Source organism: Streptomyces sp. NPDC044704, assembly GCF_056433525.1.
The window spans coordinates 476,257-501,796 of the sequence record NZ_JBWKGY010000002.1 but is presented as its reverse complement, the minus strand read 5'-3'; the positions used below and the strand labels follow the sequence as shown (position 1 = coordinate 501,796).

Below are 25,540 nucleotides of genomic sequence, written 5' to 3'. Positions count from 1 at the left end.
CTCGGCGGCCGGTCGGCCCGGCAAGCCGCCTTCCGGCCTGGCGGCGGCCCGCGCGGTTCCGCGTGCGCGGGGGCGGGGAGGTACGGGCGGGCGCCCGGGGGTCGTGCGCCGGGGGCGCCTGCGCCGGGACGGCACGCTCCGGGCGCCGGCGCCCGGCGGACCCCTTCTCCGCCTGCCGGCGCACTCGGCCCGTGCTCCGAGGAGCCGTGCTCCGGGGGGTGGTGCACCGGGGGCTCACGCTCCGGGGGGTAGTGCTCCGCCTGCCGGCGCACTCGCGGCCCGCGTTCCGACGAGCCGTGCTCCGACGGGCCGTGCACCGACGGCTCTTGCACCGGGGGGGTCCTGTTGCGGGCGGGTGTCGCCGTGGGGTTCTCGGGGGGTCGGGACGTGCTCCGGACGGCGGGGGCGGGGGCCGGGGGTGCCGGGCGGCGGGCTCGCCGGGCGGGCGGGGTCGCCGGTGGTGGGGGCGGCGTGCCCCGTGCCGATGCCGGCGGGGTCCGCGGGGCGGCCCAGGTGGCGGGAGAGGAGTTCACGGAGCGGGCCGGGGACGGGGTCCCGGGGCACGCTGCCGCGCAGCCAGGGGGCGACCGGGGTGCGGTCGTAGGAGGTGCTGAGGGCGGCCGCCCGCGCGGTGGCGTTGAGCCGCTGGGTCAGAGCCTCGTAGGTCCAGGCCGTTTCCCTGATCACGCGGTGCAGGAGGGGGTTGGCGGCGGGCACGGGGGGACTCCTTCCTCGTGCCACGGGCACGTGCGCGGAGGTCGTTCCCGCGGTGTGCACCGGCGGGCGGCGGGAAAGGTTGCTGCGCCTTCGGGAGCGCGCCGGACGACACCTACAATCGCCCCGGGCTCCCGTCGTGCGGATGCCCCGTTGACGACCGTACGGAGCACCGGCAACCGTGACCGCCATGGGGAAAGAACACCGACTGCTGGCGCTGCTGGTGTGCCTGGTGCTGGGTACCGGGCTGACGGCCGCCGTGCTGGGCGCCTCACGGGCCGCCGGGCCGCACCACGGCTCCGTCGCGGGGGCGTACGTGGACATACGCGAGGTGCCGCGCGATGCCGCTCCCCCGCCCGCCGCGGGGCCGGAGGGCTCGTCCGGCACCGTGACGGTCGACTGCGGCCGCAACGCGGAGGGCCACTACAACGAGGACAACCTGGTGGTCTCGCCCGGTCTGCGGGCCGGTGCCCACCACACGCACGCGTACGTCGGGAACCTGTCCACGAACGCCCTGTCCGACGACGCCTCCCTGGACGCGGCCGCCACGAGCTGCGTCGGCGGCGACCGCTCCACCTACTACTGGCCCGTGCTGCGCCGCCTCGACCGGCCGGGCAGCCGCCCCCACGAGAGCTCGGCCGGGCACGGCAACACGGGCGAGATCCTGCCCGAGGCGGCCGTGTCCGTGGAGTTCCGCGGGAGTCCGGTGAGCAAGGTGGTGCCGATGCCGCGGTTCCTGCGGGCGATGACCGGTGACGCCGTCGCGCACACGGCGGCCTCGGACGCCGACGTACGGGCGCGCTGGGGCTGCTCCGGCTTCCCCGACCGGTGGACGACCGACTATCCGCGCTGCCCGGCCGGCGACCGCCTCACCCGCAGCCTGGTCTTCCCGAGCTGCTGGAACGGCCTGGACACCTCCGTGCCCGGGCACCGCTCGCACCTGCGGTTCCCCGCCCCGAACGGCGTGTGCCCGCAGGGCACCTTCCCGGTACCGGAGCTGCGCGTCTCCCTCTCCTACGCGGTGCCCCAGGGGGCGCCGGTCGCGCTCGACTCCTTCCCCGAGCAGCGGCACAGCCCGAAGACGGACCACGCCATGTTCGTCAACGTGATGACGGACGCGCGGATGCGCGAGGTCGTGGGCTGCCTCAACGAGGGCCGCAGCTGCCGGACCTGACCCCCGGCCGCCCCCGAGTGACGTACGTCACGTGAACCGCCCGTGTGCCCGGGGCGTGTTCCGACCGCACCACGTAACACGAGGAGGACGGAGAGGGTGAGATGGCCGGACCACTGTGGCCCCGCACTCGGCGGGGCTCGACCGACGAAGCACTGATCAGGTCGGTCTACGAGGAGCACGGCCACGCCCTGCTCGCGTACGCGACGCGGCTGACCGGGGACCGGGCCGCCGCCGAGGACGTCGTCCAGGAGACGCTCATCCGGGCGTGGCGGCACTCCGAGGTCCTGGTCAACGGAAAGGGCTCGGTGCGCGGCTGGCTGCTCACGGTGGCCCGCAACATCATCACCGACCGGTACCGGGCCAAGGCCGCGCGGCCGGCGGAGGTGTCGGGTTCAGCGGCGGCTCCCCCGGTGGAGGGCGATCACGCGGACTCGGTGGTGGACTCCATGGCCGTGCTCGGCGCACTCGACCGGCTCACGCCGGAACACCGGGACGTGCTGACGGAGTTGTACTACCGCCAGCGCAGCGTCGCGGAGGCGGCCGACCGCCTCGGGATCCCGGCGGGCACGGTGAAGTCGCGCGCGCACTACGCCCTCAAGGCGCTGCGCGAGGTGTTCACGGACAGCGGCAGGGACGACAGCAAGGACAGACGATCAGCCCGGCCGCCCCAGCAGCCCGGCGGACTGCGGGAGGTGGTGGCATGAACCGGCAGCGGCACGAGGAGGAACTGCTCGGACCGTACGTGCTCGGCGTCCTGGACGAGGAGGACGTGCGGCGGGTCGAGGAACACCTCACCGAATGCGTGGGGTGCCGCGAGGAGGTGGCCGCGTTGCGCGAGATGGAGAGGGTGCTGGGCGAGGTGCCCGAGGAGGCCTTCCTCGACGGCGCCCCGCAGGGCGGCGACCTGCTGCTCCAGCGGACGCTGCGGCAGGTCCGCGGTGAGCGGGCGGCGGCGTCGCGGCGCCGGATGGCCTTCGTCGGAGTGGCCGCGGCCGCCTCGATGGCGGCCGTGTTCTGGGCCGGTACCCGGCTCGGCGACGACGGGCGCGACAGCGCCCTGGTCCCGCTGCCGTCTCCGACGGTGTCGGCGGCGCCCTCGCCCCCGGTGGCGGGCACCCGGGTCGCCTCGGCGACGGACCGGAGCAGCGGCGCGCGGATGACCGTACAGGTGACGCCCGCCCCGAAGTGGGTGCGCGTGCACGCGGCGGTGACCGGGGTTCCGCCGGGCGAGCGCTGCCGGCTGGTGGTGGTCGCGAAGGACGGTACGCGGAGCACCGCGGGCGGCTGGGTCGTGGGCACGGCCGAGCACGGCGAGGGCAAGGGCGCCTCGCTGGACGGCACGGCGGCGGTGGATCCCTCGCAGGTCAAGGAGATCCGCGTCGAGAACGAGGCGGGGCGGACCTTCGTGTCCGTGCCCGTGTAGCGGAAGGGGCGCGCCCCGGCCCGCGGGCCGGGGACGTGACGGAGCCCGGGAGCATGTCCAGCTCCCGGGCTCCTGTTTGCCACCCAATTGCGCACACCGGCTGCGTTTAAGAGCCAGGGATCATGTTGAGGCCGACGTGTTCTGCCTTTGAACTACCGCGCCACGGAAGAGGCGCAGGAGGGACTTGAACCCCCATCCGTCGGTGATCGTCCCGGCCCGGTCGATCCGGTGTTCGGCGGCGAATACTGAGACTGGAGCGATAACTTGAGGTTCAAGGGGCCGCCTCTGCCGACTGGGCCACCCCGGCACGTGGTACCGGGGGAGGGATTCGAACCCCCGACTGACACCCCTGATTCAGCTTCAACATCAGTTTCAGCTTGCGCTCTCGCGCACCCCCTGCGACACAGGGGGCGTTCTCGGGGCTACCTGAACAGGTAGCCGAACACCGCGTCCCCGACCCGCTGGTCGGTGACCTCGGCGCTGTTGGCCTCCTCGCGGGCGAACTTGACGGCCTGCTGGAGCCGCTCCACCCGGTCGAGGAGCTCGTTGACCCGGCGGGCCGGCAGGGCACCGGAGAACTTCACGGTGGTCCAGTAGCCGACGGCGACGTCCTCGTAGTAGACCTCGACCTGCGCCGGGTGCTTCTCGGTGGCCTCGGCCTTGACGTGGTTGCGCGGGACCTTCTTGGTGCGGATCGTGCGGACGGCCTCCGTCTTCCAGGAGTCCGTGGAGGGGTCCAGGTTCCAGGATTCCGAGGCGTCGAGGACCGGCAGCTTCCGTACGAAGGTGTGCAGGTCGGTCAGCTGCTTCTCCAGGAAGAGCAGGTAGGGGACCGGCACCTGGGGCAGCAGCACGTTGCCGTCGACCACGATGTCGGCGGACGCGGAGCGGTTCGCCCAGTCCTTGGTGGCCGTGACGTCGAAGAGCCGCGTCAGGGTGGCCGCCGTCGACCGGAGCACGTCCTCCGCCTTGACCTGCACCCGGGTGGATTCGGGCGGCAGCTGCTCGCCCTCCTCGTCCTTGGGCTGGTACGTACGCGAGATGCCGGCCAGCAGGGCGGGCTTCTGCACGTCGTGGTGAGCCTGGGTGAGCTCTTGGAGGGACTTGGACTTGACGCCCTTTTCGACTGCGATGATCTGATTCAGCTTCGGCACGCCGTCAACCTAACAAGTCCGTCCGCGGGAAGACCATCCGATATTTTCCGCGGGCACCCCGGCCCGCCGGGTCCGGTGCCGGTCCGGCGGGCCGGGGTGCCGGTACGTCAGAGCCCCCGCGCGGGCGCGGTCAGGTGGACCGGGAGGTCGAAGAGGTCGTTCTGCGTCAGGATCGGCTTATTGCGCAGCTCGTCGCGGGCCACGGCGAGGCTCAGGTCCGGGAAGCGGGCGTAGAGCGCCGGGAGGGCCACCAGGGCCTCCAGCCGGGACAGGGCCGCGCCGGGGCAGACGTGCGGGCCGTGGCCGAAGGAGATGTGCCGGTTGGGGGTGCGGGTGACGTCGAACTCCCCCGCCGACTCGCCGTACTGCTCCTCGTCGCGGCCGATGGCGCCGAAGGAGACGATCAGCCCCTCGCCGCGCGGCAGGATCCGGTCGCCGACCTCGATGTCCTCGGCGGCGAAGCGGATCAGGACGTGCGAGGTGGGGGTGGACCAGCGCAGGGTCTCCTCGATGACGTCCTCCCACGGGACCTCGCCCTTGAGAACGAGGGCGCGCTGCTCGGGGTGGGTCTCCAGGGCGACGACGGCGTTGACGATCAGGCTGATCGTGGTCTCGTGTCCGGCGGCGACCATCAGCTGGAGGGTGTTGGTGATCTCCTCGGTGCTGAGGTGGTCGCCGTCCTCGGAGGCCGCGATGAGGGCGCTGGTGAGGTCGTCGCCCGGGTTCTCCCGCTTGGACTCCACGATCCGCGAGAACAGCGCGCCGAGGTCCGCCATCATCTGCGGAACCTCCTCGGGCAGGGTCTGGGTGGAGAAGAACTTCTCGAAGAGGGCCTTCAGCCGCGGGTGTTCGGTGGCGTCCACGCCCATGAGCTCGCTGATGACGTTCATCGGCAGCGGGTACGCGAAGCCGGCCTTCAGGTCGACGCGTTCGCCGGCCGGGAGCGCGGCCAGCGCGTCGAGCATCCGCGTGGTCAGCTCCTCGATGCCGGCGCGCAGCTTCTCCACCCGGCGCACGGTCAGGGCCTGGGCGACGAGCGTGCGCAGGCGGCGGTGTTCGTCGCCGTCGACGGTGAGCATGGAGCGGCCGGGGTTGGCGAGGCCGATCAGCGGCCAGTCGGCGGGTATTTCGCCGCGCTGCCAGGCTCCCCAGACGTTGATGTCCTTGACCACTCTGGAGTCGGTGAGGAGTCTTCTCGCCTCGGCGTGGCGGGTGACGGCGTACACGCCGACACCGCCGGGCAGGACGACGCGGACCAGCGGGCCGGCGGCGCGCAGCGCGGCGCTCTCGGCGTCGAGGTCGGTGACGAAGGGGTCCAGGACGAGGGGGGCGGGGCCGGCGTGGTCGATCGGGCACGTCATCGGGTGGCTCCAAGGGCGGGGGTCGGGGTGAAGGTCACGGGGAGTTCGGTGAGGCCGCGCAGCCAGGGCGAGGGCCGCCGGGTGAGTGCGGCGGCGGGTCCGGCGAGGTCGACGTCGGGGAGCCGGTCGAGGAGGACCTCGATGCCGGTCCGTGCGATGACCTCGGCGACCTCCTGCGCCGGGAAGGGGCAGCGGTGTTCACCGTGACCGAAGGAGAAGAAGGCGTTGTTCCCGCCGGTGAGGGCGCCCGCGTCGGTGCGTACGTGCGGGTCCCCGTTGGCGGCGGCCAGGCCCAGGAGGACCAGGTCGCCGCGGCCGATGCGCTGTCCGCCGAGCTTGGTGTCGCGGGTGGTCCAGCGTCCGGCGACGTTCTGGGTGGGGGTGTCCTCCCAGAGGACTTCGTTCATGGCCTCGCCGACGCTGTGCCGGCCGCCCGCGAGGGAGGCCGCGAACCGGTCGTCGGTGAGCATCAGGCGCAGGGTGTTGCCGATCCAGTCGGCGGTGGGCTGGTGGCCCGCGGCCATCATCACCATCAGGTCCTGGGCGACCTCGTCGAGGGTGAAGCCGGCCGTGTTGGAGAGCATGCGGGAGGCGACGTCGGGGCCCGGCGCGGCCTGCTTGGCGGTGAGCAGCGCGTACATGGACTCGCCGAGGTGGCGCTGGCCGTCCAGGGCGCCCTCGCGGCCGTTGATCATGTCGTTCATGGCGGTGACGAGGCCGGGGCCCTGGTCGTCGGAGAAGCCGTAGAGGCGGGCGAGGACGCGCAGCGGGAGGAGCATGGCGTACTCGCCGACGATGTCGCAGGCGCCCTTGCCGCACAGCCGGTCGATGAGTTCGTCGGCGAAGCGTTCGGCGTGGCCCTTGAGTTCGAAGGGGTCGACGGCTTCCAGGGCGTCGGAGATGACGGCGGCGCGTTCGCGGTGGCGTTCGCCGACGGTGTAGAGGATGGACGGCTGCTTGCGGCCGATCATCGGGAGGAGCGGCCAGTCCGCGGGGATGCGGTCCCACTGGTTCCACAGGTCGGAGTCGCGGGAGAACAGCTGCGGGTCGCTGGTGACCTGGTGCAGTTCGCGGTAGCCGAGGACCAGCCAGGCCGGTACGTCGCCGTCGAGGACGACCGGGGCGACGGCGCCGTGGTCGCGCCGCATCTCCCGGTACAGCTCGACGGGGTCGGTCTGGAAGCGGGGGCCGCCGAGGTAGACGGGCTGGGGCTCGGGGGTGGTCACGGGGTGGGCTCCGGGATCGTGTTCAGGACTGCCGTCTGGTGGTGCAGGAGGTGCTGGAGGTGCTGGACGAGGGAGATGAGCACCTGCTTGCTGGAGGCGCGCGAGCGGGCGTCGCAGAACAGCAGCGGCACCTCGGGGGGCAGGTCGAGCGCCTCGCGGATCTGCTCGGGCGTGTGGGCCGGTCCGCCGAAGTCGTTGCAGGCGACGACGAAGGGGGTGCCGTGGTGTTCGAGGCGGTCGATGGCGTACCAGGAGTCCGCGAGCCGGCGGGTGTCGACGAGGACGACGGCGCCGAGGGTGCCGGAGAACAGCCGGTCCCAGAGGAACCAGAACCGTTCCTGGCCGGGGGCGCCGAACAGGTAGAGCACGTTGTGGGCGTCGAGGGTGATGCGGCCGAAGTCGAAGGCCACGGTGGTGGCGGTCTTCGTACCGATGCCGGCGGTGTCGTCGACTGCCTCGCCGGCCTTGGTCATCGTCTCCTCGGTGTTCAGCGGGCGGATCTCGCTGACCGAGCGGACCATGGTGGTCTTGCCGACCCCGAAACCGCCCACGATGACGATCTTCAGGCCGTTGTCGGCGGTGCTGCTGAGGGCCTGCCGGGTCGTGCCCCGGTCAGAGGTTGCGGAGTCCAACGAGCACCTGCTCCAGGATGTCGGGGTCGGGAAGGAGGTACGTCGAACGCGGGTGCCGGGCGCTGATGCGCCCGGTCCCGAGGAGGTCGGCGAGGAGGATCCGGACGATGGACACGGGCAGGCCGAGCTCGGCGGCGATCTCCACGACGGCCGTCGGGTACCGGCACATCCGCAGGATCGCCGCGTGCTCGGACTGCATGCCCGGTACGGGATCGCATTCCGTGACGATCAGGGTCACGAGGTCGAAGGCGTCCGAGCCGGAACGGCTGCGGCCGCCGGTGAGGGTGTAGAGCCGGTCCGGGGAGTCGTCCCGGCCCGGCCTGCCGCGGCTCAACCCCGGGGCCTGGCGATCAGATGCTCGCTCAGCTGCTCGACCAGTTCGGACATGTTGTGGCCGACGAAGCCGGCATCGGCTTCCTCGTCGGCGACCAGCGCGAGGTGCGCGCCCTCGCCGGCCTCGACGATGAAGAGGATGCCGCCGTAGAACTCGGCCATCGCGGAGCGGACTCCGCCGGTGCCGTCGCCGAACTCGATGGACGCGCCGTGGGACAGGCTCTGGATGCCGGCGGCGATGGCGGCGAGCTGGTCGGCCTGGTCGACGGAGAGCTCGGGGGTGCGGCACAGCTTGAGGCCGTCGCGGGACAGCACGAGGGCGTGCCGGGCGCCGGGGGTGCGCTCCAGGAGTCCTTCCAGGAGCCAGCTGAGCGTCTCGTCGGTGGTGGTGCCGGTCATCGCGTGTTGCCTTCCGGGTGCGGGGGGTTCGAGGGCTGCTGCGCCGAAGTGCCGCGCACGGCCTGGCGGAAGCTGCCGAAGCGGGCTGCGGACTGGGAGGCGCCGCCGGGGGCAGCCGGGGTGCGGGCCGTCGCTCCCGCGGCGTCGGGTCCCTCGGGGTGGGCGGCGGCCAGGGTCTTGCCGCGCCTCCGCTGGGGCAGTCCGCTCTCGCCGATCACCGGGTTCCGGCCGGTGGATTCGGAATCCTCTGTGCCGGCGCCGGGAGCGGAGCCGTCGGCGGCCTCGGGCCGGGGGCCGCGCTCGCGCACGGGCGCGGGGCCCGCGGGCTCGGCGGGGCCGTGGGCGGGCTCGGTCTCCGGGGCGGCGGGCGCGGGAGCGGCCACGGGCTCGGGAGCGGCCACGAGCGCCGGGGCGGGCACGGCTTCGGCGGCGGTGCGGCTGATCAGGTCCTGCGGCAGCATCATCAGGGCGCCGGTGCCGCCGCGCGCGGAGGGGCGGAAGGAGACCGTCAGGCCGTGCTTGCGCGCGAGGCGGCCGACGACGGCGAGGCCGAGCCGGGTGCCGGAGAGCCCGGCGAGGTCCAGCGACTCGGCGCTCACGGCCTGCTCGGCGCGGCGCAGCTGGACCTCGCTCATGACGAGTCCGCTGTCCTCGACGGTGATGATGATCCCGGCGGGCACCTCTTCCACGTAGACGTGGACCTCGGCGTTCGGCGGGGAGAAGTTCGCGGCGTTGTCGAGGAGTTCGGCGAGGGCGTGCATGACGCCCTCGGCGGCGTGCCCGGCGACGGCGGCCTCGCTGGTGGAGTGCAGTCGCACCCGCTGGTAGCCGCCGATGCGGCCCATGGCTCCGCGCAGGATCGACTCCATGACGATCGGCCTCGCCCAGCGGCGGCCCGAGCGGGCTCCGGTGAGGACGGCGATGGAGTCGGCGAGCCGGCCCGCCTGGGCCGTGCGGTGGTCGAGGTGGAGCAGGTCGCCGAGGACGTCCTCGTCGGCGTGCCGGTGCTCCATGTCCCGCAGGTCGGCGAGCATGCCGGTGGCGAGCGCCTGCATGCGGCCGGCGGCGTTGGCCGCGGCGGCCATGGCGGCGGCGCGGCCGGACTCGGCGCGGCGCAGTTCCTCGCCGAGGCGTTCGCGGGAGGCCAGCTGGGCGGCGGTCATCCGGTCGAGCTCGGCGGCGTGGGAGGCCGTCAGGTGCTCGCGTTCCGCGGTCCGTTCCGAGGTCAGCCGCTCCAGTTCGGCGGCGTGTTCGGCCACCAGGCGGCCGCGCTCGGCGGTGCGGGCGGCCGTCTCGCGGGTCGCCTCGGCGGTGAGCCGGGCGAGGTGCGCGTCGCGGTCGGCGAGTTCACGGGTGAGGAGGGAGAGCCGGACGCGCAGCAGGCGGGCGCTGCGCGCCGTCCAGGTGAGGGCGCAGGCGGCGGCCGCGAGCACCAGGGAGCCGGACGCGGAGAACCAGGCGAGGGGTTCGCGGACGGACGACGGGGCCGCGGCCACCGCCGCCATGGAGAGCGCGCCGGTGGCCACCGCTGTGATCAGCAGGGCGAGCGCGGAAGGGCGAAGGGGGGAAGGCGACGCCGTCATCAATCAAAGCCTCAAACCGGGCGTAAATGGAAGAGAGGGTTCCTGTGGCAACGAGGCACAACTATAAGAGGATTGCTGATCGTTTAGGAAAGGTCTTGGCCAATGTCACGTTGAGTAACGCCCACTAAGGACAGGTCTGGAGCGGTTTCGGGGCTATGGCATGGCATCCTGTGACGTCACAACTCGCCGGACGGGATCGGCGGCGGACGTCCGGGGATATGGGGAAGGTCCATGAGGCTCTGCTTCCTGGTGGAGGAGCACTACCGCCACGACGGCATGCCGAACGAGGTGATCCGGCAACTGACCGCCTGGGGGCACCAGGTCGACGTCGTACGGCCGGGCGGCTCGCTGCTGCGCATGGCCGAGGTCGTACGGTCCGGCGCCCACGACGCGTGGGTCCTCAAGACCGTGTCCGGAGGCCCGGGTCTCACCCTCCTGGAGGCCGCGGCGGCCACCGGCGCGACCACGGTCAACGACGCCCGGTCGATCCGCGGCGTACGGGACAAGGCCCTCGCCGCCGCCGTCGGCAGCGCCCACGGCCTGCCGATGCCGGCGACCTACGCGGTCGCCCGGCCCGAACTGCTGGCGCAGATACCGGAGGCGGAGTACCCCCTCGTCGTCAAGCCCGCCGACGGCAGCTCCGGCCGTGCCGTGCACCTGGTGCCCTCCCCGGACCGGCTCGCCGGGCTGCTCCCCGGACTCGCGGGCGAGGGCATGCTGATCGCCCAGCCGTACGTGCCCAATCCCGGCACCGACATCAAGGTGTACTGCGTCGACGGGGAGCTGTTCGCCACCGAGCGCTGCTCGCCCCTGCACCCCGACCCCGCCGTGCGCGAGCGCCGGGTGCCGCTGCCCGCCGAGGTGGCGGAGATCGCCGCCAGGGTGGGGGCCGTGTACGGGCTGGACCTCTACGGGGTGGACGTGCTGCTGGGTCCCGACGGGCCGGTGGTGGTCGACGTGAACGACTTCCCGAGCTTCCGTCAGGTCCCCGACGCCGCGGCCCGGGTGGCGCGGGCCGTTCTCGGCCTGGCCCGCACCGGCGGCACGCGGCAGTCGGTGCCCCGCCTGCCCGTGACGGCGTACTCCACCCTGCCGGTGACGATCCCCGCCCAGGTGGCGGCCCGGGCGGGTGACGGCGCGTGAGGATCGGCCTGATCACCCCGGATCCGGGGCATCCGCTGCTCGCGGCCACCGCCGCACTGCTCTCCGCCGAGCACACGGTGGAGGTACTGGACCCCGCCGCGGGAGCCACGGGGGCCCCGGGCGCGCGGCCCGACGTCTGCCTGCTGAAGGCGCGGACGCCGGCGGCGCTGGAGCTGGCGCGGGCCCTGGAGGAGCGGGGGACGGTGGTGCTGAACTCCGCCGCGGCCACCGAGCGGTGCCAGGACCGGATCACCATGGCGGAGCTGGCCCTCGGGGCGGGACTCCCCTTCGCCGGCACCCGCGCCCACGCCACGCTCCGCGAACTGGCGGCCGCGGCGCAGCGGCGGCCGGAGGGGCCCCTGGTGGTCAAGAGCCGGCACAGCCGCAAGGACGACCTGGTCGCCCGGGTCGACGGCGCTCAGGACCTGCGGGAGCTGACGGCCGTGTGGGGCCGGGAACCGGTCGTGGTCCAGGACTTCGCCCCCAACTCCGGCTGGGACCACAAACTGTGGGTCGTCGGGGGCCGGGTCTTCGCGGGCCTGCGGCGTTCGGAGCTGGCCACCGCGGCGGGCGAACCGACCACGGCGGTGCGACGGCTCCCCGCCGGGTGGGAGGAGTCGGCGCTGCGGGTCGGCGAGGTCTTCGGGCTGGAGGTCTACGGCGTGGACGTCATCGACACCGGTGGCGGCGCACCCCTGATCGTGGACGTCAACGCCTTCCCCGGCATCCGGGGCCAGGCGGGCGCGCCGCGCGCCCTCGCGGACCTCGTGCTGCGCGCCGCGCCGCCTGCTTGACGGCCTCGGCCCCCTGCACGGCCTCGGCCCACTGGATGACCTCGGCCTACTTGATGACTTCGACCTTCTTGTCCCCGGCTGCGGCGACGGCCTGCGAGCCGAAGCCCAGTACGGCGCACACGGCGAAGAGGACGACGGCGACGGTGGCCTTGCGCTTGCGGTTCACGGTTCCCCCCGGGTGATCACGGATTCCGCGGCCGACGGCGGGCCGCGGTCCTCGAAGCCTCTCACCGGGCCCCGGCCGCGGCAAGGCCGGCAGCGTGCCCGGCAGTCGACCGGAGGACGGTGCCGAGTGCGCGGTGGCGTCCGAACGGTACGGGGACTGGGTACGGGAGGTGCCCGATCCGGTCCCGGCCACGGGCGGGGTCGTGGTGCGCGTCGAGGCGACCGGGCTGTGCCGCAGCGACTGGCGCGGCGGCCGGGGGCCGGGGCGTCGGTAAGCCTGCCGCAGTGCTCCCGGCGGTCCGCCGCCGGCACCGGCCGGTATCGGCCCCCTTGCCGCCGGGGCCCGCTCGGGCCCCGGCGGCAAGGGTTACCCTGCTGCCCGGCGAGGCGAGCGCCCCCGCAGAGGCAGGAGGACCATCCGTGCCCGATCAGCTTTCCGCGGCCCCCCGGCCGGCCACGGCCCCCGGCGGCCGCCCCACCCTGGAAGCCGTCGCCGCGCACGCCGGCGTCTCCCGGGCCACCGCGTCCCGCGTCGTCAACGGGGGCGAAGGGGTTCGTCCGCACCTGGTGGAGAAGGTCGAGGAGGCCGTCCGCGAACTGGGCTACGTACCCAATCCGGCCGCCCGCACCCTGGTCACGCGGCGCACCGGAGCCATCGCGGTGATCATCGCGGAGCCGGAGATCCGGATCTTCTCCGATCCGTTCTTCTCCCGCCAGGTCCGCGGCATCAGCAGGGAACTCACCGCGCACGACGCCCAGTTGGTACTCCTGCTGGTGGAGGACCAGCGGGACTACGAGCGGATCGAACGCTACCTGGCCGGCGGGCACGTCGACGGCGCCCTGGCCTTCTCCCTGCACACCGACGACTCCCTGCCCTCGATCACCCGGCGCATCGGCCTGCCGACCGTCTACGGCGGCCGGCCGGGCTGGACCGACGGCCCGGACGCCACAGGCGCCCACGGCGGCGTCGCGTACGTGGACGCGGACAACCGCGGGGGCGCGCGCGAGGCCGTACGGCACCTGCTGGACCTGGGCCGGCGGCGGATCGCGCACATCGCCGGGCCGCGCGACCAGACCTCGGCGACCGACCGGCTGGACGGGTACCTGGACGTGCTGCCCGGGGCGGATCCCGGGCTGCTGGCCGACGGGGACTTCACCGCCGCGGGCGGGGCCCGGGCGATGGCCGGACTCCTGGACCGCAGGCCCGGCCTGGACGCCGTGTTCGCCGCGAACGACCTCATGGCGACGGGCGCGCTGGAGGTGCTGCGCGCCCGGGGCCGCCGGGTCCCCGAGGACGTGGCACTGGTCGGCTTCGACGACGCCGAGTCGGTGGCGGAGACCACCGATCCGCCCCTGACGACGGTGCGTCAGGACATCGAGGGCATGGGCCGCCTGATGGCCCGGCTGCTGCTGCGGTCGCTGGAGGACCGGCGGGCCGCCGGCCCGGTCCCCCGCTCGGTGATCACGCCGACGACGCTGGTGCGGCGCGCCTCGGCCTGAACCCGGCTGCGGCCCTTCACAGGGGCCGGACCATGCAGACGCGCGGCCAGCGGTCCAGGCCGTGGGCGGCCTCCTGGCGCCGGATCTCCACCAGGCCCGGGGTGAGTTCGTCCTCGGCCAGGATCCGGAAGCCGCAGCGGAGGTAGTAGGGGGCGTTCCAGGGCACGGCCTCGAAGGTGGTCAGGGTGAGCGCGCGGTCCCCGCGGGCGGCCGCCCGCAGTCCGGCGTGCTCCAGCAGGGCCCGGCCCACGCCCCGGCGGGAGCTGCCGGGGTGCACCGACACCTGCTCGACGTGGAGGGCGCCGTCGACCGGTTCGGCGAGGAGGTAGGCCACCGGACGGCCGTCCGGGCCGGTGGCCACCCAGGCCAGTCCGGCGTCGCCGTAGCGGGCGAGCTCTTCCAGGGGGAGCGGTTCGTCGTCGGCGACGGCGGCCATTCCGATGTCCCGGAAGCACGCCCCGGCGGCCCGTTCGATGTCCTGGCAGACCGGTAGGTCCGCGAGGACCGCTGCTCGTATGCGCATCGGACCAGTGTCCCCGGGGGCGGGCCCCTCGTGCCAGGGCATTATCCCTGCGGAACCGCCGTCCCCGCGCGGGTGCGGCGCCGGCGGAGGAGGGCCGCGGTGGCGGCGACGGCCGCGGTCAGGGCGCCGGCGACGGTGAGCAGCCAGACGGGGACGCCGCCCGCGGTGAGGAGCTCGTCGTGGTGGACGATCCTCCGGTAGGGGGTGTCCTCGGCGGTGGCGCGCAGTTCGTGGTCCCCGTCGATGCGTTCGGGCCGCGGGAACCGCTGCTCGATCGCGGTGAGGAAGAGGGGCGCGGTCCCGGCGAGTTCGGCCAGCGGCCCCTCCGGGGTGACGGTTCCGGCGAAGGTCACCTCGGGTGTCGCGCCGCCGATCGGGGAGCGCGGTTCCATGCGGTGGGCGGCGAGGACGTACAGGCCGAGCGACTGGGGGGTGCGGGCCATCCGGGAGAGCCGCATCGGGTACACGAGCCGGTCGCTGTCGAAGCTGATCCGCAGCGGGTCGAGGTCGCCGCGCAGGGTGCGGCCCGGCTCCTTCGGGGCGAGGCGGACGGCGACGTACTCCCAGCGCTGGTCGACGTACGGCTTGACCTCGGTGGCGAGCCGGTCGGGCAGTTCGAAGCCGTTGGACTCCAGCCAGGAGCGCAGGGCGTCGGGGTCGGTGGCGGTGAGCCGGGCCACGTCGAAGTCGCCGAGCCGTTCCCGGCCGACGACGCCGACCGAGGGGTTTCCGGCGCCGGGGGCGGCGCCGCCGACGGTGTCACGGCCGCCGGAGGAGAAGGGCCAGTCCTTGTCGCGCGGCCAGAAGTAGCCGCGGGTCCGGTGCTCCGGGCGGGTCAGGTCGGCCAGTTCGGGGAAGAGGCCGGCGTCCCCGAGCCGTACGGTCGCCCGTCCGGGAACGGGCATGATCCAGGCCGCCTCGCGGGCGTCGCCGCCGACGGTGAACCGCATGACGATCTCTTCGGTACGGCCGTCCCAGCGCACGACGGAGGCCTCGCGGTCGACCCCGATCCGGGCCGCGTCGCCGGGCACCATCGCCCCGCAGCCGCAGGCGTAGGCGGGGCTGATCAGGGCGCCCGCCTGGGTCAGGAACAGGGCGAACAGCAGGGCCGGGATCCTTCGTTTGGTCCACACGGGTGAGGGGACGACACCGCGCGCCGCCCGGTTCCCGCCGCCCGGCACCCCGCCGTGAGCCCGCCATCAGGGGCGTCGTCATCAAACTGCGGCCGATCCGTGCCCGTGGAGTGGCCGCGGCCGGACCGCCCGGGCCCCGGCTGATCCCATACTTAGGGCTCATGAGAGGGAAGGACAAGCCGCGCAGCAGCCCCCTGGTCCCCGACGCCGTGAGCGCCGAGATCGACCGGCACGACTGGGGTTCCATCGAGTGCGGCTGCGGCCGCCCGGCGGGGCATCTGGAGGACATGCTGTGGGATGCCGCCGAAGGGCATCCGGCGGCCTTCCACGCCCTGCAGGGCCACGTGTTCTCCGGGCCGAAGCTGTGGCCGCCGGCCCCCGCCGCGTGCGGGGTGCTGATGGCCGTGTGGGCGGCCGGGCCGCCCCGGCTGGCGACCCGCGAGGCGCTGCTGTGGACGCTGCTGTCGTTCCTGAACACCGAGGACGACGGCTCCTCGCACGAGGCGGGGCTGTACGGACAGTGCGCCGCCTTCGTCCGTACGGGCCTGCCGGGGCTGCGCCGCGAACGGGCGGCGGCCCCGGGTTCGGTGGCCGCCGCCTACGCCGACGGGATCCTGGCGCTGCTCGACCTGTGCGCCTGATCCCCGGGGGCGGGTCGCAGGCAGGCGTGCAGCAGGTCCGGGGTGACGTCCTCCAGGGAGTCGGCGAAGGTCCGGGCCGGCGAGTGCGGTACGTCGAGCAGAGAGGGCACCACCAGGACCGCGCAGCCGGCCGCTTCCGCGGAGGCCGCGCCGTCCGGGGAGTCCTCCACGGCGACGCACTCGCCGGGGGTCAGGCCGAGCCGTGCGGCGGCCTCCCGGTACGGGTCGGGGTGCGGTTTGGTCCGTTCGGTGTCGTCGGCGGAGAGGGTGAAGGCGAAGGGGACGTGGGCCAGCGCGCCCCCGACCACCTCGTCGACCACCACCCGCGGTGAGGCGCTGACCAGGGCGAAGGGCACGGCCCGGGCGGCGAGTTCGGCGAGCAGCCGGCGGGCGCCGGGGCGCAGCGGGGCGCCGGCCGCGACCCGGCGGAAGAAGCCGTCGGTGAGGGAAGCGGCGACCGCGCCCGGGTCCGCCGCGCCGCCGGTGAGCCGTACGAGGTGTCCTGCCGTGTCCTGGACGGCCCGGCCGACGACCTCGGGGGCGTCCGCGGGACCGAGCCGGTGGCCGAGCTGGCCGGCGACCTCCTCGGTCGTCCGCCACCACAGCACTTCGGTGTCGACGAGGGTGCCGTCCATGTCGAAGAGCACGGCGGCGGGCGCGCTCACGCGGTCCTCGCCACGACGAGGACGGGCCGCTCGGTCAGGCCGACGGTGGCCCGGGCTCCGGGTACGAGCGCCCCGGCGTCCCTGGAGGGCAGGTCGGCCTTGACGCGGCTGCCGCCGGGCAGGTCGAGGTGGAGCCGGGTGACGGAGCCGAAGAAGGAGGCCGACACCACGGCGGCGGTGCCGTCGGCGTCGGCGGCCACGGTGACGTTCTCGGGGCGGACGAGGACCTCGACGTCCGGGGTGGCGGGTACGGGGCCGTCGACCGGCAGCCGGGTGCCGGCGACTTCGACGAGGCCGCCGTCGCCGAGGCGGCCCGGGAGCCGGTTCATGGTGCCGACGAACTCGGCGACGAACGGCGTCGCGGGCCGGTCGTACAGCTCGGCGGGGGCGGCGCACTGCTCCAGCCTTCCGGCGTTCAGCACGGCGACCCGGTCGGCCATGGAGAGGGCCTCCTCCTGGTCGTGGGTGACGAACACGGTGGTGATGCCGAGGGAGAGCTGGAGGCGGCGGATCTCGTCGCGCAGATTGGCCCGGACCTTGGCGTCCAGGGCGGACAGCGGTTCGTCGAGGAGCAGGACGCGGGGGCGCAGGGCGAGGGCGCGGGCGAGGGCGACGCGCTGTTGCTGGCCGCCGGACATCTGGTGGGGGTAGCGGTCGCCGTGGTCGGGGAGGCCGACCAGGTCGAGGAGTTCGGCCGCGCGCTCGCGGCGCCGGACGGCGGGGACCTTGCGCACCCGCAGGCCGAAGGCGACGTTCTCGCGGGCGGTGAGGTTCGGGAAGAGGCTGTACGACTGGAAGACCATGCCGGCGTCGCGGCGGTTGGCCGGGACCCGGGTGATGTCCTCCCCGTCGACGAGGACCTCGCCGGAGTCGGGCTGCTCGAAGCCCGCGAGGACGCGCAGCGCGGTGGTCTTGCCGCAGCCGGAGGGGCCGAGGAGGGCGAGGAGTTCGCCGGGGCGGGCGGTCAGGTCGAGGCCGTCGAGGGCGACGGTGGAGCCGAACGCCCGGCGCAGGTTGCGGAATTCGACGAGGGCGCCCGCGGGGGCGCCGCGGTCCGCCGGCGTCCCGGCCTCGGCAGGGGTGGTGGACATGGGGGGTCAGGACTCCTTGCGGGAGGGGGCGGGGGCGGGGGACGCGCTGGGGGCGTTCGTTCCGGCCCGCGAGAGGAGGAGCAGCAGCAGCCAGGTGATGAGGAGGCTGAGGACGGAGACGGCCACCGACATCCGGGCCTGGGCTCCGGAGATCGTCACGATCCACACGGCGAAGGGCCGGAAGCCGAGGAGCGAGGCGATGGTGAACTCGCCGAGGACGAGTGCCAGGGTGAGGAAGGCCGCTCCGGCGAGGGAGGCCCGCAGGTTGGGCAGCAGGACGCGCACGACGACGTACGGCCAGCTCGCGCCGCAGCTGCGGGCGGCCTCGGTCAGGGTCGGGACGTCGACGGCGCGCAGGCCCGCGTCGAGGGAGCGGTAGACGAAGGGCAGCGCCAGCACCGTGTAGGCGAGGACCAGGACGAAGGGGAACTTCTCGTTCTGGACGGCGATGAAGGTCTGGTACAGCGGGGTCCGCGAGAGGTGCTCGGGCCCCCAGCGCAGCACGGTGGTGATCCCGGTGACCAGGGCGATGGGCGGCACGACGAGGGGCAGCATGCACATCACCTCGACGACCGGGCGCAGCCGGGGCGAGCCGATGCGCACGGCGACCAGCGCGGGCACCGCCAGCAGCAGGGACAGGGCGATGGTGGCGGCCGCCAGGCCGAGGGAGAGCAGCAGGCTCTCGGTGAACCCCTCGGCGGCGAGCAGTTCGGTGTAGGCCTCGAAGGTGACGCCCTGGCCGGGGACGTGCACGGTGAAGACGAAGGAGGCGACGAGCGGGAGCAGGAAGTAGGCGGCGGCGAGGCCGAGTACGGCTCCGCGCCAGACCCGTGGCCGGGGGCGGCGCGCCTTCGCGCGGGGCTCGGGGGCGGTCACGGCGCCTTCGTCCGTCCGGGGCACGGTCGGGGTCATCGCAGCCATCGGGCGCTCCGTCGCTGGAGGGGCAGGTAGACCGCCATGACCAGGCCGGCGATCAGGATCATGTCGAGGCCGAGCGCGAGCGCCACGTTCTCCTGTCCGGTGAGGACGTTGCCGGAGAGCGCGTCCGCGATCTTCAGGGTGACCAGCGGGACCGAGCCGCCGACGAGCGCCGCGGCCGTGGCGTGGGCGGCGAAGGCGGTGCCGAAGAGGAGGACGAACCCGCCGAGCAGGGAGGGCGCCAGCACCGGGAGGCCCACGTGGCGCCAGAACTGGCCGGCGGTGGCCCCGCTGTTCTGGGCGGCCTCGCGCCACTGGGGGCGCAGTCCGTCCAGCGCGGGGACGGTCACGAGGACCATCAGCGGGGTCAGGAAGTACAGGTAGACCACGGTGAGACCGGTGAAGGAGTACAGGTTCCAGCCGAGGCCGGTGAGGTCGGCGAGCTGGGTGACGACTCCGGAGATGCCGGCGGTGGCGATGAACGCGAAGGCGAGCGGTACGCCGCCGAAGTTGGCGAGGACTCCCGAGGCCGTCAGGGCGGCGGAGCGCAGGGCGCTGGAGCGCGAGGTGACCACGGCCTGGGCGATGAGCACGCCGAGCACGGCGCCGAGGAGTGCGGTCAGGGCGGAGAGCTGGACGCTGCCGACGAGCGAGCCGAGGTAGGGGCCCTGGAGGGAACGCGCGAGGTGCTCTCCGGTGGCCCGGGTGGCGCCGGTGGCCGGGTCGGTGCTGGTGACCGCGCCGAAGGCGATGGCGCCGAGCGGGATGCCGAAGCAGAGCCCGGTGAAGGCGAGGAGGGGGAGGACGGCGAGCCAGGTGCGCGGGCCGCGCCGCCGGCGGCGGGGGGTGGTGCCGCCGGCGGTCCCCGTCGGGAGGGGGGAGGTGGTGGGGGCGGACATCAGCTGAGGGCCTTGTCCCACTTCTCGGCGAGGGTGGCCTTGGCCTGGTCGAGCTCGGCCGAGGCGGGGAAGGACGGGGTGCCCTGGACCTGCGGGAGCGCGGCGACGGCGGCCTTGTCGGCGGTGCCGTCCTGGGTCATGCCGGGGAGCAGGACGGGGCGGGCGTGGCCCTTGAGCCAGATGTTCTGGCCCTCGGTGCCGTACAGGAACTCCATCCACAGGCGGGAGGCCGCCGGGTGGGGGGCGTCCTTGTTGATGGCCTGGGAGTAGTACTGGGCGAAGACGCCGTCGGCGGGGACGGCGACCTTCCAGTCGACGCCCTTGCCCTTGAACTGCTCGGCGTAGCCGGCGTTGAGGTAGTCCCAGTCGATGGAGATGGGCGTCTCGCCCTTCTCGACGGTGGCCGGGGTGGACTCGACGGGGATGAAGTTGCCGCTCTTGCGCAGCTGCCCGAAGAAGTCGATGCCGGGCTGGATGTCCGCGAAGGAGCCCTTGTTGGCCAGCGCGGCCGCGTACACGCCGCCGAAGGCGGAGCCCGACTTGGTGGGGTTGCCGTTGAGGGCGACCTTGCCCTTGTACTCGGGCTTGAGGAGGTCCGCGAAGGTCTGCGGGCAGGTGGGGACGCGGGCGGCGTCGCAGCCGATGGAGACGTAGCCGCCGTAGTCGTTGTACCAGCGGCCGTCCGCGTCCTTCTGGGAGGCGGGGATCTTGTCCCAGGCGGCGACCTTGTACGGGGCGAAGAGGTTCTCGGCGGCTCCGCTGCGGGCGAAGGCGATGCCCAGGTCGAGGACGTCGGGGGCGCGGTCCTGGCCCTTGCGGGACTTCACGGCCGCGATCTCGTCGGCGCTGGATGCGTCGGGGCTCTCGCTGTTGATCTTGATCTTAGGGTACTTGGCCTGGAAGGCCTTGATCATCTCGCCGTAGTTCGCCCAGTCCGGCGGCAGCGCGATGACGTTCAGCTGCCCTTCCTTCTCGGCGGCCGCGACGAGGGCCTCCAGGCCGCCCAGATCGGCGAGCGAGGTCGCGGTGCCCGGCCGGGCGCTGCCCTTGGCGTCGCCGGCGGCACCGGCGGGCTGCTGCGGATCGGGCGCTGCGCCGCACGCGCTGAGCGTGGTGAGCACGGCGGCACTGAGCAGTACGGCCGCGCCGCGACGGGCGGAGGAACTGAGCACGGTCTCTCCCGGAGACGAAGGGGGTTTCACTTGCCAGGCATCACTTGTCTGAACAAGTTGGCTCCAGTTCGCCCGGGCGCGCTGTACGGACGGTGAACGGCGGCGGTCCGTCGGAGCACGCTTCGACGAAGACAAGAGAATGACCGAAAGGGGTCGTGACAGACCGGGCCCGGATGATCATCGATGATGATCGCGGCCCAGGGGGCCGGACGCGTCGGCGGCAGGGGAACGGCATGGGGAACAGCACGACGGGAAGCGGTACGGGGCCCGGATCCGGGACCGGTCCGGCGACGGCCCGCTACCTGGAGATCGCGGAGGCGCTGCGGCGCCAGATCCTCTCCGGCGCCTACCCGGTCGGCGCCCGGCTGCCGTCGGAGAGTGACCTGGCCGCACACTGGTCCGCCTCGCGGGGCACGGTCCGCCAGGCCGTCGCCACGCTCGCCGCCGACGGGCTCGTCGGCTCCAGCCAGGGCGCCCGCAGGATCGTCCTGCGCCAGGAACGGCGGCACAGCTTCGGCGAGCTGACCAGCTTCGCGCAGTGGGCCGAGGGGATCGGCCAGGAGGTCCGCAGCCGGTTCCTGTCCCGGACCCGCCGGGCCGCCACCGCCGAGGAGGCGGACCGCCTCGCCCTCGCACCGGGTACGGAGGTCCTGGCCGTGCTGCGGCTGCGCCTGCTCGACGGCGAGCCCACGATGGTCGAGCGGACCGCGTACGCCGACTGGGTCGCGGCGGCCGTGGAGGCCCTGCCGGAGGACTGCCGTTCGGTGATGGACAGTCTGACGGCGGACGCCGGGGTCGAGGCCCACTACGGGGAGCACCTCATCGACGCCCTCCCGGCGGGCAGCGAGGACGCCCGGCTGCTCGCGATCCGGCGGGGCAGCCCGCTGCTGCGCCAGCGGCACGTGTCGGCCACCCGCACCGGACGCCCGATCGAGTGGTCCGACGACCGCTACCGGGCCGGGAGCGTCACCTTCAGTGTGAGCAACTCGGCAGTAGCAACCCCACTGGAGCGGCACCCCGGCGCACACCCCGGCACCGAACGCTGAGCGAGGGACGCCGAGCCGTGGCCGTGGCCGGGGCCGGACCGGACCGGCCTGGCCCGGTCTGGTCCGGCCTGGCGCGCCGTCAGGGGGCGGGCGCGGCCGGGTCCGTGGCCGCCGCGGCTTCGTCGATCGCCTCCGGCAGCCAGTCCTCGGTGCGGGTGAAGGGGAAGCCGAGCCGCACGGCGCGACCGTTGTCCAGGGCGTACGGCCGGTCGAAGGAGAACGGGGACGCCTGCTGCCCCTGCGGCACGGTGCGGTAGCGCGGCGTACGCCCGGCCCGGACGGCGACCAGCTCGCAGAGCCGGGTGACGGTCAGCGCCCCGTGGGAACTCGCGTTGACCGGACCGGTGAAGGTCCCGGCCGCGGCCCAGGCCAGGAACTCCGCGATCTCCCGGTGGTGGACGAAGGAGGTCGGGTACGGCCGCTCGTGCACGTCGACCGGCAGCCCGGCCCCGATCCGCTCGACGTAGTGCGCGAGCCGCCCGGTGAACTCCGCCCGGCCGCCGCCCAGGACGTGCGCGGAGCGGACGCTGACGTACGGGAAGGCCGGATCGCGCAGGAACACGGCCTCCGCCCGCCGCTTGCCCTCGGCGTAGGCGGCCGCGGGACCGGAGGGCAGGCCCGCGCCGGCCCCCGCCGCGAGGCGCGTCAGGTCGAGGGCGTCCTCCGCGACCGGGGCCCGGGGCGGCCGCGGCCGGACGGCGCCTTCGCCGCCGGGCGCCGCGGGGAGGGGGGCGGGGCCGGCCGGGACCGCCGGGAAGGTGGCGGGGTCGTACACCTCCATCGTCGAGGTCATCACGTAGCGGCCGGTACGGCCCCCGGCGAAGACGCGGCGGGCGACGGCGGCCTGCTGCGGGGTGTAGCAAACCTGGTCGACGACGGCGTCGAAGGTACGGGGACCGAGCGCCTCCCGGAGCTGCCGCTCGTCGTCGCGGTCGGCCACGAGGCGGCCGACCCCCGCGGGCGGGAGGGCGGTGGAGCCCCGGTTGAGGACCGTGACCTCTTTCCCGGCGTCGCGCAGGAGCGTGACCAGGTGCTTGCCGAAGTAGCGGCTTCCGCCGACGACCAAAATGCGTTCCATGCCGTCGACCCTGCCGGGATATCGTCCGCAGCGGAACGGACCGGTCGCTGAACACGTCGTTAGGAAAACTGTTGATCGATGTGCACCGGCTGCGCGTACTGCGGGCCGTCGCCGAGCACGGCAGCTTCAACCGGGCCGCCTCCGCTCTGGGTCTGACGCCCTCGGCCGTCTCCCAGCACATCGCCTCCCTGGAACGCGGGCTGGGCCGGCCGGTCGCGGTGCGCAGTACGCGCGGGGTCACGCTCACCGCCGCGGGAGCGCTGCTCACCGAGACGGCCCGGACGATCGAGGCCGAACTCGACCAGGTGCGCCACCGCATCGACCGCCTCGCCGCCCGGCGGCCGAAGCTGACGGTGGCCACCTTCACCAGCGGGGGCCGCCACCTGCTGCCGAAGGCGCTCACCGCGTTCGTGTCCGCGCACCCCGAAGTGGAGCTGACCGTCCTGGAGGCCGAACCGGAAGACGCACTGCCGATGGTGCGCGGCGGTGCGGCGGACCTCGCGCTGACCTACCGCTTCGACGGACCGCTGCCCTCCGGCCCGGCCGGCACGTCCGGCACGTCGGGCGCGGCAGGGGTGAACTGGCTCCCGCTGACGGAGGATCCGCTGTACGCAGTCCTGCCGCCCGGCCACCGGTCCGCCGGCCGGGAGGCGCTGGAGCCGGCCGAACTCGCCGCCGACCGCTGGGTGCTCGGCTGCCTCAAGACGGAGGCCTACCTGCGCCGGTACGCCGAACAGGCCGGGTTCGAGCCGCGGATCGCCGCCTCCACCACCGACTACTTCTTCGCCCAGACGCTGGTCGGGGCAGGTGTCGGCGTCGCCCTGATCCCGCACATCGCCCTGGCCCCGGCCGGGGGGACGACGGCCGTCCCCCTCGCACCCCCGCGCCCCGCCCGGCTCATCGGCGTGGTCACCCCGCGCCGCCCCGACCCCGAGCCGTACGCGGCCGCCCTGGCCGGGGCCCTGGCCGGGGCGGCGGGCGCGGGGAGCACCGCGGGCGCGGGAGGCACCGCCGGCGGGGCGGGCGCGGCCGACCGGGCGGGCGCGGGCGGTCCGGCGGTGGTCCGGTGAGGGACCTGCTGCCCGGCCTGGCCACCAATCCAGCCCTGCCTCCGGAGCTCGTGGACCGCCTGATCGCCCACGCCCTCGGGTCCGCACCCACCGCGGCCGAAGGCACCGCGCACGACGTCGCCCCCGGTGCGGGCGGCCCCGACGGGACGGGGCCCGCCGGGAGCGACGTACCTGACCGGGACGATCGAGAAGACCCGGAGGACCGGGAGTGGCTCGCGTCGCGACTGGCCGGCCGTGAGGGTCTCCGCCGCGACCAGGCGCTGCTCCTGGCCGCGCACGACGAGTCCCTCGGCGTGCATCTGGCCTACGGCGGCAACCTGGACGCCGCCGATGTCGATCCCGCCGTCTGGCCGGCTGCCGCCCTCGCCCTGCTCGACGAGGGCGCGGGCGCGCCGTGGTGGGCGGCCCTGCTCGCCGCGCACCCGAACCCCGGGCGCCGGGTGAAACTGGCCGGCTGCCCCGGCCTGCCGGCCGGCGTGGGCGCGACGCTGGCCGCCGACCCCGAGCTGGACGTGGCCGTCGAACTGGCCGCATGGGGAACCCCGGACGCGGAGGCCGCGGCGCTGCTCGTCGCCCACCCGCACGCCGAGGTCCGGCGCGCGGTGGCCGCCAACGAGGCCGTGCCGCCCGCCCTGCTGGCCGTCCTGCTCACCGGAGAGGGGTTGCGCCCGGCCTCCTCCTGCCTGGTCTGTGACGACGAGGCGACGCCCTTCACGCACGACCCGGAATGTCCCCGGCCCGACTGTCTGCTGCGGGCGGGCGCCGCCTGCGACGGCTCCCACCAGTCGACCGTCCACGAGACGTGGCAGGCGGCCCTGACCAACCCGGCCACCCCCACCGACGCCGTCCTCCGCTTCGCCGGTCATCCCTCGGCGCTGCTGCGGCTGGCCGTCGCCGGGCGCGCCGGGCTGCCGCCCGAGGTGTACGCGCGGCTCGCTCGGGACCCGGTGCCCGGGGTGCGCTGGGACGTGGCCGGGAACCCGGATGCCGGCGAGGCCCTGATCCGGGAGCTGGCCGCCGGCCCGGACCCCGACACCAGGCAGGCCCTGCTGCGGAATCCGCGCGTACCGCTCGACGTACTGGCCCGCCTGGCCCGCGGAACGGGCTTCGGCCGGGAACCGCTGCCGCGGATCGCCGCCGCCTCCCCCGCCGAGGTCCGGGAACTCGCCGCCTCGGCCGATGCGGGCCTGCGGGTCCTCGTGGCGCTGCGGCGCGACCTGCCGCCGGACGTGCGCGACGCCCTGGCAGCCGATCCCGACGCGAAGGTGGTCAAGGCCGTGGCCGCCCACCCGGGCCTGGGCGAGGACCGGCTGCGCGCCGCGGTCGCGCGGTTCGGCGTACAGGTCCTCGCGCAGGTCGCGGCCAACCCGGACGCCTCGGGCGCCCTGTTGGAGGACATCGCACGCCACGACCCGCCCGTGCGCAGGGCGTTGCGGACGGTCGCGGAGCATCCCCACGCGACGGGCCCGGCGCTGCTGACGTGTCTGGCCCACGAGAAGGCCCGGCGCTACGCGGCGGCCCACCCCGCCCTGCCGACGGCCGCACTGCTCGCGCTGCTCGACGGCCCCGACCGGTACGTGGCGGAGGTGGCCGCCGCCAACCCGGCGCTGCCGGCGGCCGCGATGCGGAAGCTGATGCCCTGACCGGCGACCGGCCGGGGCGGCGGGGTGGGGCGGTGCGTCAGGGCCGGTGCCGCCGCGTCC

Annotated in this window: 26 protein-coding genes and 1 pseudogene; 11 read left to right on the top strand and 16 right to left on the bottom strand. The window is 74.4% G+C overall.

All coding sequences use genetic code 11. The annotated features are described in order from the left end of the window. Positions 1-234: 234 nt before the first annotated feature. Positions 235-717: a hypothetical protein gene (locus tag AC07B0_RS06645; RefSeq protein ID WP_478897050.1), complete on the bottom strand. Its 483-nt coding sequence runs from the start codon at positions 715-717 to the stop codon at positions 235-237. A gap of 187 nt (positions 718-904) precedes the next feature. On the opposite strand from AC07B0_RS06645, the gene AC07B0_RS06640 reads away from it, so the two are divergent. The 3 genes from AC07B0_RS06640 (at position 905) to AC07B0_RS06630 (ending at position 3,311) form a co-directional block, all read left to right on the top strand. Then, positions 905-1,888 (top strand): DUF1996 domain-containing protein, encoded by a 984-nt coding sequence (locus AC07B0_RS06640; protein WP_478897048.1) that lies wholly within the window; start codon positions 905-907, stop codon positions 1,886-1,888. Between the two features lie 101 nt (positions 1,889-1,989). Next, positions 1,990-2,592, top strand: a complete 603-nt coding sequence (locus tag AC07B0_RS06635; RefSeq protein ID WP_356878518.1) for a sigma-70 family RNA polymerase sigma factor — start codon at positions 1,990-1,992, stop codon at positions 2,590-2,592. Next, the gene (locus AC07B0_RS06630) at positions 2,589-3,311 is read left to right on the top strand and encodes an anti-sigma factor family protein (protein ID WP_469377864.1); all 723 of its coding nucleotides are present in this window, start codon (positions 2,589-2,591) and stop codon (positions 3,309-3,311) included. Before AC07B0_RS06635 ends, AC07B0_RS06630 begins: the two co-directional genes overlap by 4 nt. 422 nt (positions 3,312-3,733) lie before the next feature. On the opposite strand, the gene AC07B0_RS06625 is transcribed toward AC07B0_RS06630, so the two are convergent. The 7 genes from AC07B0_RS06625 to AC07B0_RS06595 all read right to left on the bottom strand — a co-directional run bounded on the left by AC07B0_RS06625 (position 3,734) and on the right by AC07B0_RS06595 (position 9,999). Continuing rightward, positions 3,734-4,465: a DUF7873 family protein gene (locus tag AC07B0_RS06625; protein ID WP_356878514.1), complete on the bottom strand. Its 732-nt coding sequence runs from the start codon at positions 4,463-4,465 to the stop codon at positions 3,734-3,736. Between the two features lie 107 nt (positions 4,466-4,572). Then, positions 4,573-5,826 carry a cytochrome P450 family protein gene (locus AC07B0_RS06620; RefSeq protein ID WP_356878512.1) on the bottom strand — a complete coding sequence of 418 codons (1,254 nt, stop codon included), beginning with the start codon at positions 5,824-5,826 and terminating at the stop codon, positions 4,573-4,575. Then, the gene (locus AC07B0_RS06615) at positions 5,823-7,052 is read right to left on the bottom strand and encodes a cytochrome P450 (RefSeq protein ID WP_356878510.1); all 1,230 of its coding nucleotides are present in this window, start codon (positions 7,050-7,052) and stop codon (positions 5,823-5,825) included. The genes AC07B0_RS06620 and AC07B0_RS06615 overlap by 4 nt, the downstream gene beginning before the upstream one ends. Next, entirely contained in the window at positions 7,049-7,684 is a 636-nt protein-coding gene (locus AC07B0_RS06610; RefSeq protein WP_356878508.1) for a GTP-binding protein, read from the bottom strand. The genes AC07B0_RS06615 and AC07B0_RS06610 overlap by 4 nt, the downstream gene beginning before the upstream one ends. Next, positions 7,665-8,018, bottom strand: coding sequence for a DUF742 domain-containing protein (locus AC07B0_RS06605; protein ID WP_356878506.1), 354 nt, complete (start codon positions 8,016-8,018; stop codon positions 7,665-7,667). The genes AC07B0_RS06610 and AC07B0_RS06605 overlap by 20 nt, the downstream gene beginning before the upstream one ends. Continuing rightward, a complete protein-coding gene (locus AC07B0_RS06600; protein WP_281210250.1) occupies positions 8,015-8,416 on the bottom strand; it encodes a roadblock/LC7 domain-containing protein in 402 nt (133 codons plus the stop codon). Before AC07B0_RS06600 ends, AC07B0_RS06605 begins: the two co-directional genes overlap by 4 nt. Next, complete coding sequence (locus tag AC07B0_RS06595; RefSeq protein ID WP_478897046.1) at positions 8,413-9,999, bottom strand: sensor histidine kinase; 1,587 nt, start codon at positions 9,997-9,999, stop codon at positions 8,413-8,415. The genes AC07B0_RS06600 and AC07B0_RS06595 overlap by 4 nt, the downstream gene beginning before the upstream one ends. A 231-nt stretch (positions 10,000-10,230) precedes the next feature. Here AC07B0_RS06595 and AC07B0_RS06590 point away from each other — a divergent pair, with 231 nt between their 5' ends. The 4 genes and pseudogenes from AC07B0_RS06590 (at position 10,231) to AC07B0_RS06575 (ending at position 13,601) form a co-directional block, all read left to right on the top strand. Next, positions 10,231-11,142 (top strand): ATP-grasp domain-containing protein, encoded by a 912-nt coding sequence (locus tag AC07B0_RS06590; protein ID WP_356878502.1) that lies wholly within the window; start codon positions 10,231-10,233, stop codon positions 11,140-11,142. Further along, positions 11,139-11,936, top strand: coding sequence for an ATP-grasp domain-containing protein (locus tag AC07B0_RS06585; protein ID WP_478897044.1), 798 nt, complete (start codon positions 11,139-11,141; stop codon positions 11,934-11,936). Before AC07B0_RS06590 ends, AC07B0_RS06585 begins: the two co-directional genes overlap by 4 nt. 299 nt (positions 11,937-12,235) lie before the next feature. Next, positions 12,236-12,361: pseudogene (locus AC07B0_RS06580) on the top strand (alcohol dehydrogenase catalytic domain-containing protein); the annotation flags it as partial. 160 nt (positions 12,362-12,521) lie between these two features. Beyond that, the gene (locus tag AC07B0_RS06575) at positions 12,522-13,601 is read left to right on the top strand and encodes a LacI family DNA-binding transcriptional regulator (RefSeq protein ID WP_478897042.1); all 1,080 of its coding nucleotides are present in this window, start codon (positions 12,522-12,524) and stop codon (positions 13,599-13,601) included. 16 nt (positions 13,602-13,617) lie between these two features. Here AC07B0_RS06575 and AC07B0_RS06570 read toward each other — a convergent pair whose 3' ends face one another. Continuing rightward, complete coding sequence (locus AC07B0_RS06570) at positions 13,618-14,124, bottom strand: GNAT family N-acetyltransferase (RefSeq protein WP_356878496.1); 507 nt, start codon at positions 14,122-14,124, stop codon at positions 13,618-13,620. A 41-nt stretch (positions 14,125-14,165) separates the two neighbouring features. Continuing rightward, positions 14,166-15,257 (bottom strand): DUF2330 domain-containing protein, encoded by a 1,092-nt coding sequence (locus AC07B0_RS06565; RefSeq protein ID WP_356878494.1) that lies wholly within the window; start codon positions 15,255-15,257, stop codon positions 14,166-14,168. Between the two features lie 161 nt (positions 15,258-15,418). Here AC07B0_RS06565 and AC07B0_RS06560 point away from each other — a divergent pair, with 161 nt between their 5' ends. Further along, a complete protein-coding gene (locus tag AC07B0_RS06560) occupies positions 15,419-15,898 on the top strand; it encodes a hypothetical protein (RefSeq protein ID WP_356878492.1) in 480 nt (159 codons plus the stop codon). On the opposite strand, the gene AC07B0_RS06555 is transcribed toward AC07B0_RS06560, so the two are convergent. The 5 genes from AC07B0_RS06555 to AC07B0_RS06535 are packed head-to-tail and all read right to left on the bottom strand — an operon-like array spanning position 15,856 to position 20,643. Beyond that, positions 15,856-16,563, bottom strand: coding sequence for an HAD family hydrolase (locus AC07B0_RS06555; RefSeq protein WP_478897040.1), 708 nt, complete (start codon positions 16,561-16,563; stop codon positions 15,856-15,858). The two genes, AC07B0_RS06560 and AC07B0_RS06555, sit on opposite strands and share 43 nt — an antisense overlap. Next, complete coding sequence (locus tag AC07B0_RS06550; RefSeq protein ID WP_469377848.1) at positions 16,560-17,654, bottom strand: ABC transporter ATP-binding protein; 1,095 nt, start codon at positions 17,652-17,654, stop codon at positions 16,560-16,562. The genes AC07B0_RS06555 and AC07B0_RS06550 overlap by 4 nt, the downstream gene beginning before the upstream one ends. A gap of 6 nt (positions 17,655-17,660) precedes the next feature. Beyond that, the gene (locus AC07B0_RS06545; RefSeq protein ID WP_356878486.1) at positions 17,661-18,575 is read right to left on the bottom strand and encodes an ABC transporter permease; all 915 of its coding nucleotides are present in this window, start codon (positions 18,573-18,575) and stop codon (positions 17,661-17,663) included. Beyond that, complete coding sequence (locus AC07B0_RS06540) at positions 18,563-19,471, bottom strand: ABC transporter permease (protein WP_478897037.1); 909 nt, start codon at positions 19,469-19,471, stop codon at positions 18,563-18,565. Before AC07B0_RS06540 ends, AC07B0_RS06545 begins: the two co-directional genes overlap by 13 nt. Beyond that, positions 19,471-20,643: an ABC transporter substrate-binding protein gene (locus tag AC07B0_RS06535; RefSeq protein WP_478897035.1), complete on the bottom strand. Its 1,173-nt coding sequence runs from the start codon at positions 20,641-20,643 to the stop codon at positions 19,471-19,473. Before AC07B0_RS06535 ends, AC07B0_RS06540 begins: the two co-directional genes overlap by 1 nt. Positions 20,644-20,876: 233 nt before the next feature. Between AC07B0_RS06535 and AC07B0_RS06530 the strand changes: the two genes are divergently transcribed. Further along, complete coding sequence (locus AC07B0_RS06530; protein ID WP_478897034.1) at positions 20,877-21,689, top strand: GntR family transcriptional regulator; 813 nt, start codon at positions 20,877-20,879, stop codon at positions 21,687-21,689. Positions 21,690-21,768: 79 nt separating this feature from the next. On the opposite strand, the gene AC07B0_RS06525 is transcribed toward AC07B0_RS06530, so the two are convergent. Continuing rightward, positions 21,769-22,767 carry an NAD-dependent epimerase/dehydratase family protein gene (locus tag AC07B0_RS06525; protein ID WP_478897032.1) on the bottom strand — a complete coding sequence of 333 codons (999 nt, stop codon included), beginning with the start codon at positions 22,765-22,767 and terminating at the stop codon, positions 21,769-21,771. A gap of 71 nt (positions 22,768-22,838) precedes the next feature. Between AC07B0_RS06525 and AC07B0_RS06520 the strand changes: the two genes are divergently transcribed. Then, positions 22,839-23,837, top strand: coding sequence for a LysR family transcriptional regulator (locus AC07B0_RS06520; protein ID WP_478897031.1), 999 nt, complete (start codon positions 22,839-22,841; stop codon positions 23,835-23,837). After that, positions 23,834-25,480, top strand: a complete 1,647-nt coding sequence (locus AC07B0_RS06515) for a hypothetical protein (protein ID WP_478897029.1) — start codon at positions 23,834-23,836, stop codon at positions 25,478-25,480. Before AC07B0_RS06520 ends, AC07B0_RS06515 begins: the two co-directional genes overlap by 4 nt. The last annotated feature ends 60 nt before the right edge of the window (positions 25,481-25,540 follow it).

Bases quoted from the DNA above. Each gene is read 5' to 3' on its own strand.
- AC07B0_RS06545 (WP_356878486.1), bottom strand. From the start codon at position 18,575: ATGGCTGCGATGACCCCGACCGTGCCCCGGACGGACGAAGGCGCCGTG.
- AC07B0_RS06600 (WP_281210250.1), bottom strand. From the start codon at position 8,416: ATGACCGGCACCACCACCGACGAGACGCTCAGCTGGCTCCTGGAAGGA.
- AC07B0_RS06525 (WP_478897032.1), bottom strand. From the start codon at position 22,767: ATGGAACGCATTTTGGTCGTCGGCGGAAGCCGCTACTTCGGCAAGCAC.
- AC07B0_RS06620 (WP_356878512.1), bottom strand. From the start codon at position 5,826: ATGACGTGCCCGATCGACCACGCCGGCCCCGCCCCCCTCGTCCTGGAC.
- AC07B0_RS06595 (WP_478897046.1), bottom strand. From the start codon at position 9,999: ATGACGGCGTCGCCTTCCCCCCTTCGCCCTTCCGCGCTCGCCCTGCTG.
- AC07B0_RS06530 (WP_478897034.1), top strand. From the start codon at position 20,877: ATGGGGAACAGCACGACGGGAAGCGGTACGGGGCCCGGATCCGGGACC.
- AC07B0_RS06570 (WP_356878496.1), bottom strand. From the start codon at position 14,124: ATGCGCATACGAGCAGCGGTCCTCGCGGACCTACCGGTCTGCCAGGAC.
- AC07B0_RS06540 (WP_478897037.1), bottom strand. From the start codon at position 19,471: ATGTCCGCCCCCACCACCTCCCCCCTCCCGACGGGGACCGCCGGCGGC.
- AC07B0_RS06550 (WP_469377848.1), bottom strand. From the start codon at position 17,654: ATGTCCACCACCCCTGCCGAGGCCGGGACGCCGGCGGACCGCGGCGCC.
- AC07B0_RS06640 (WP_478897048.1), top strand. From the start codon at position 905: ATGGGGAAAGAACACCGACTGCTGGCGCTGCTGGTGTGCCTGGTGCTG.
- AC07B0_RS06560 (WP_356878492.1), top strand. From the start codon at position 15,419: ATGAGAGGGAAGGACAAGCCGCGCAGCAGCCCCCTGGTCCCCGACGCC.
- AC07B0_RS06630 (WP_469377864.1), top strand. From the start codon at position 2,589: ATGAACCGGCAGCGGCACGAGGAGGAACTGCTCGGACCGTACGTGCTC.
- AC07B0_RS06635 (WP_356878518.1), top strand. From the start codon at position 1,990: ATGGCCGGACCACTGTGGCCCCGCACTCGGCGGGGCTCGACCGACGAA.
- AC07B0_RS06590 (WP_356878502.1), top strand. From the start codon at position 10,231: ATGAGGCTCTGCTTCCTGGTGGAGGAGCACTACCGCCACGACGGCATG.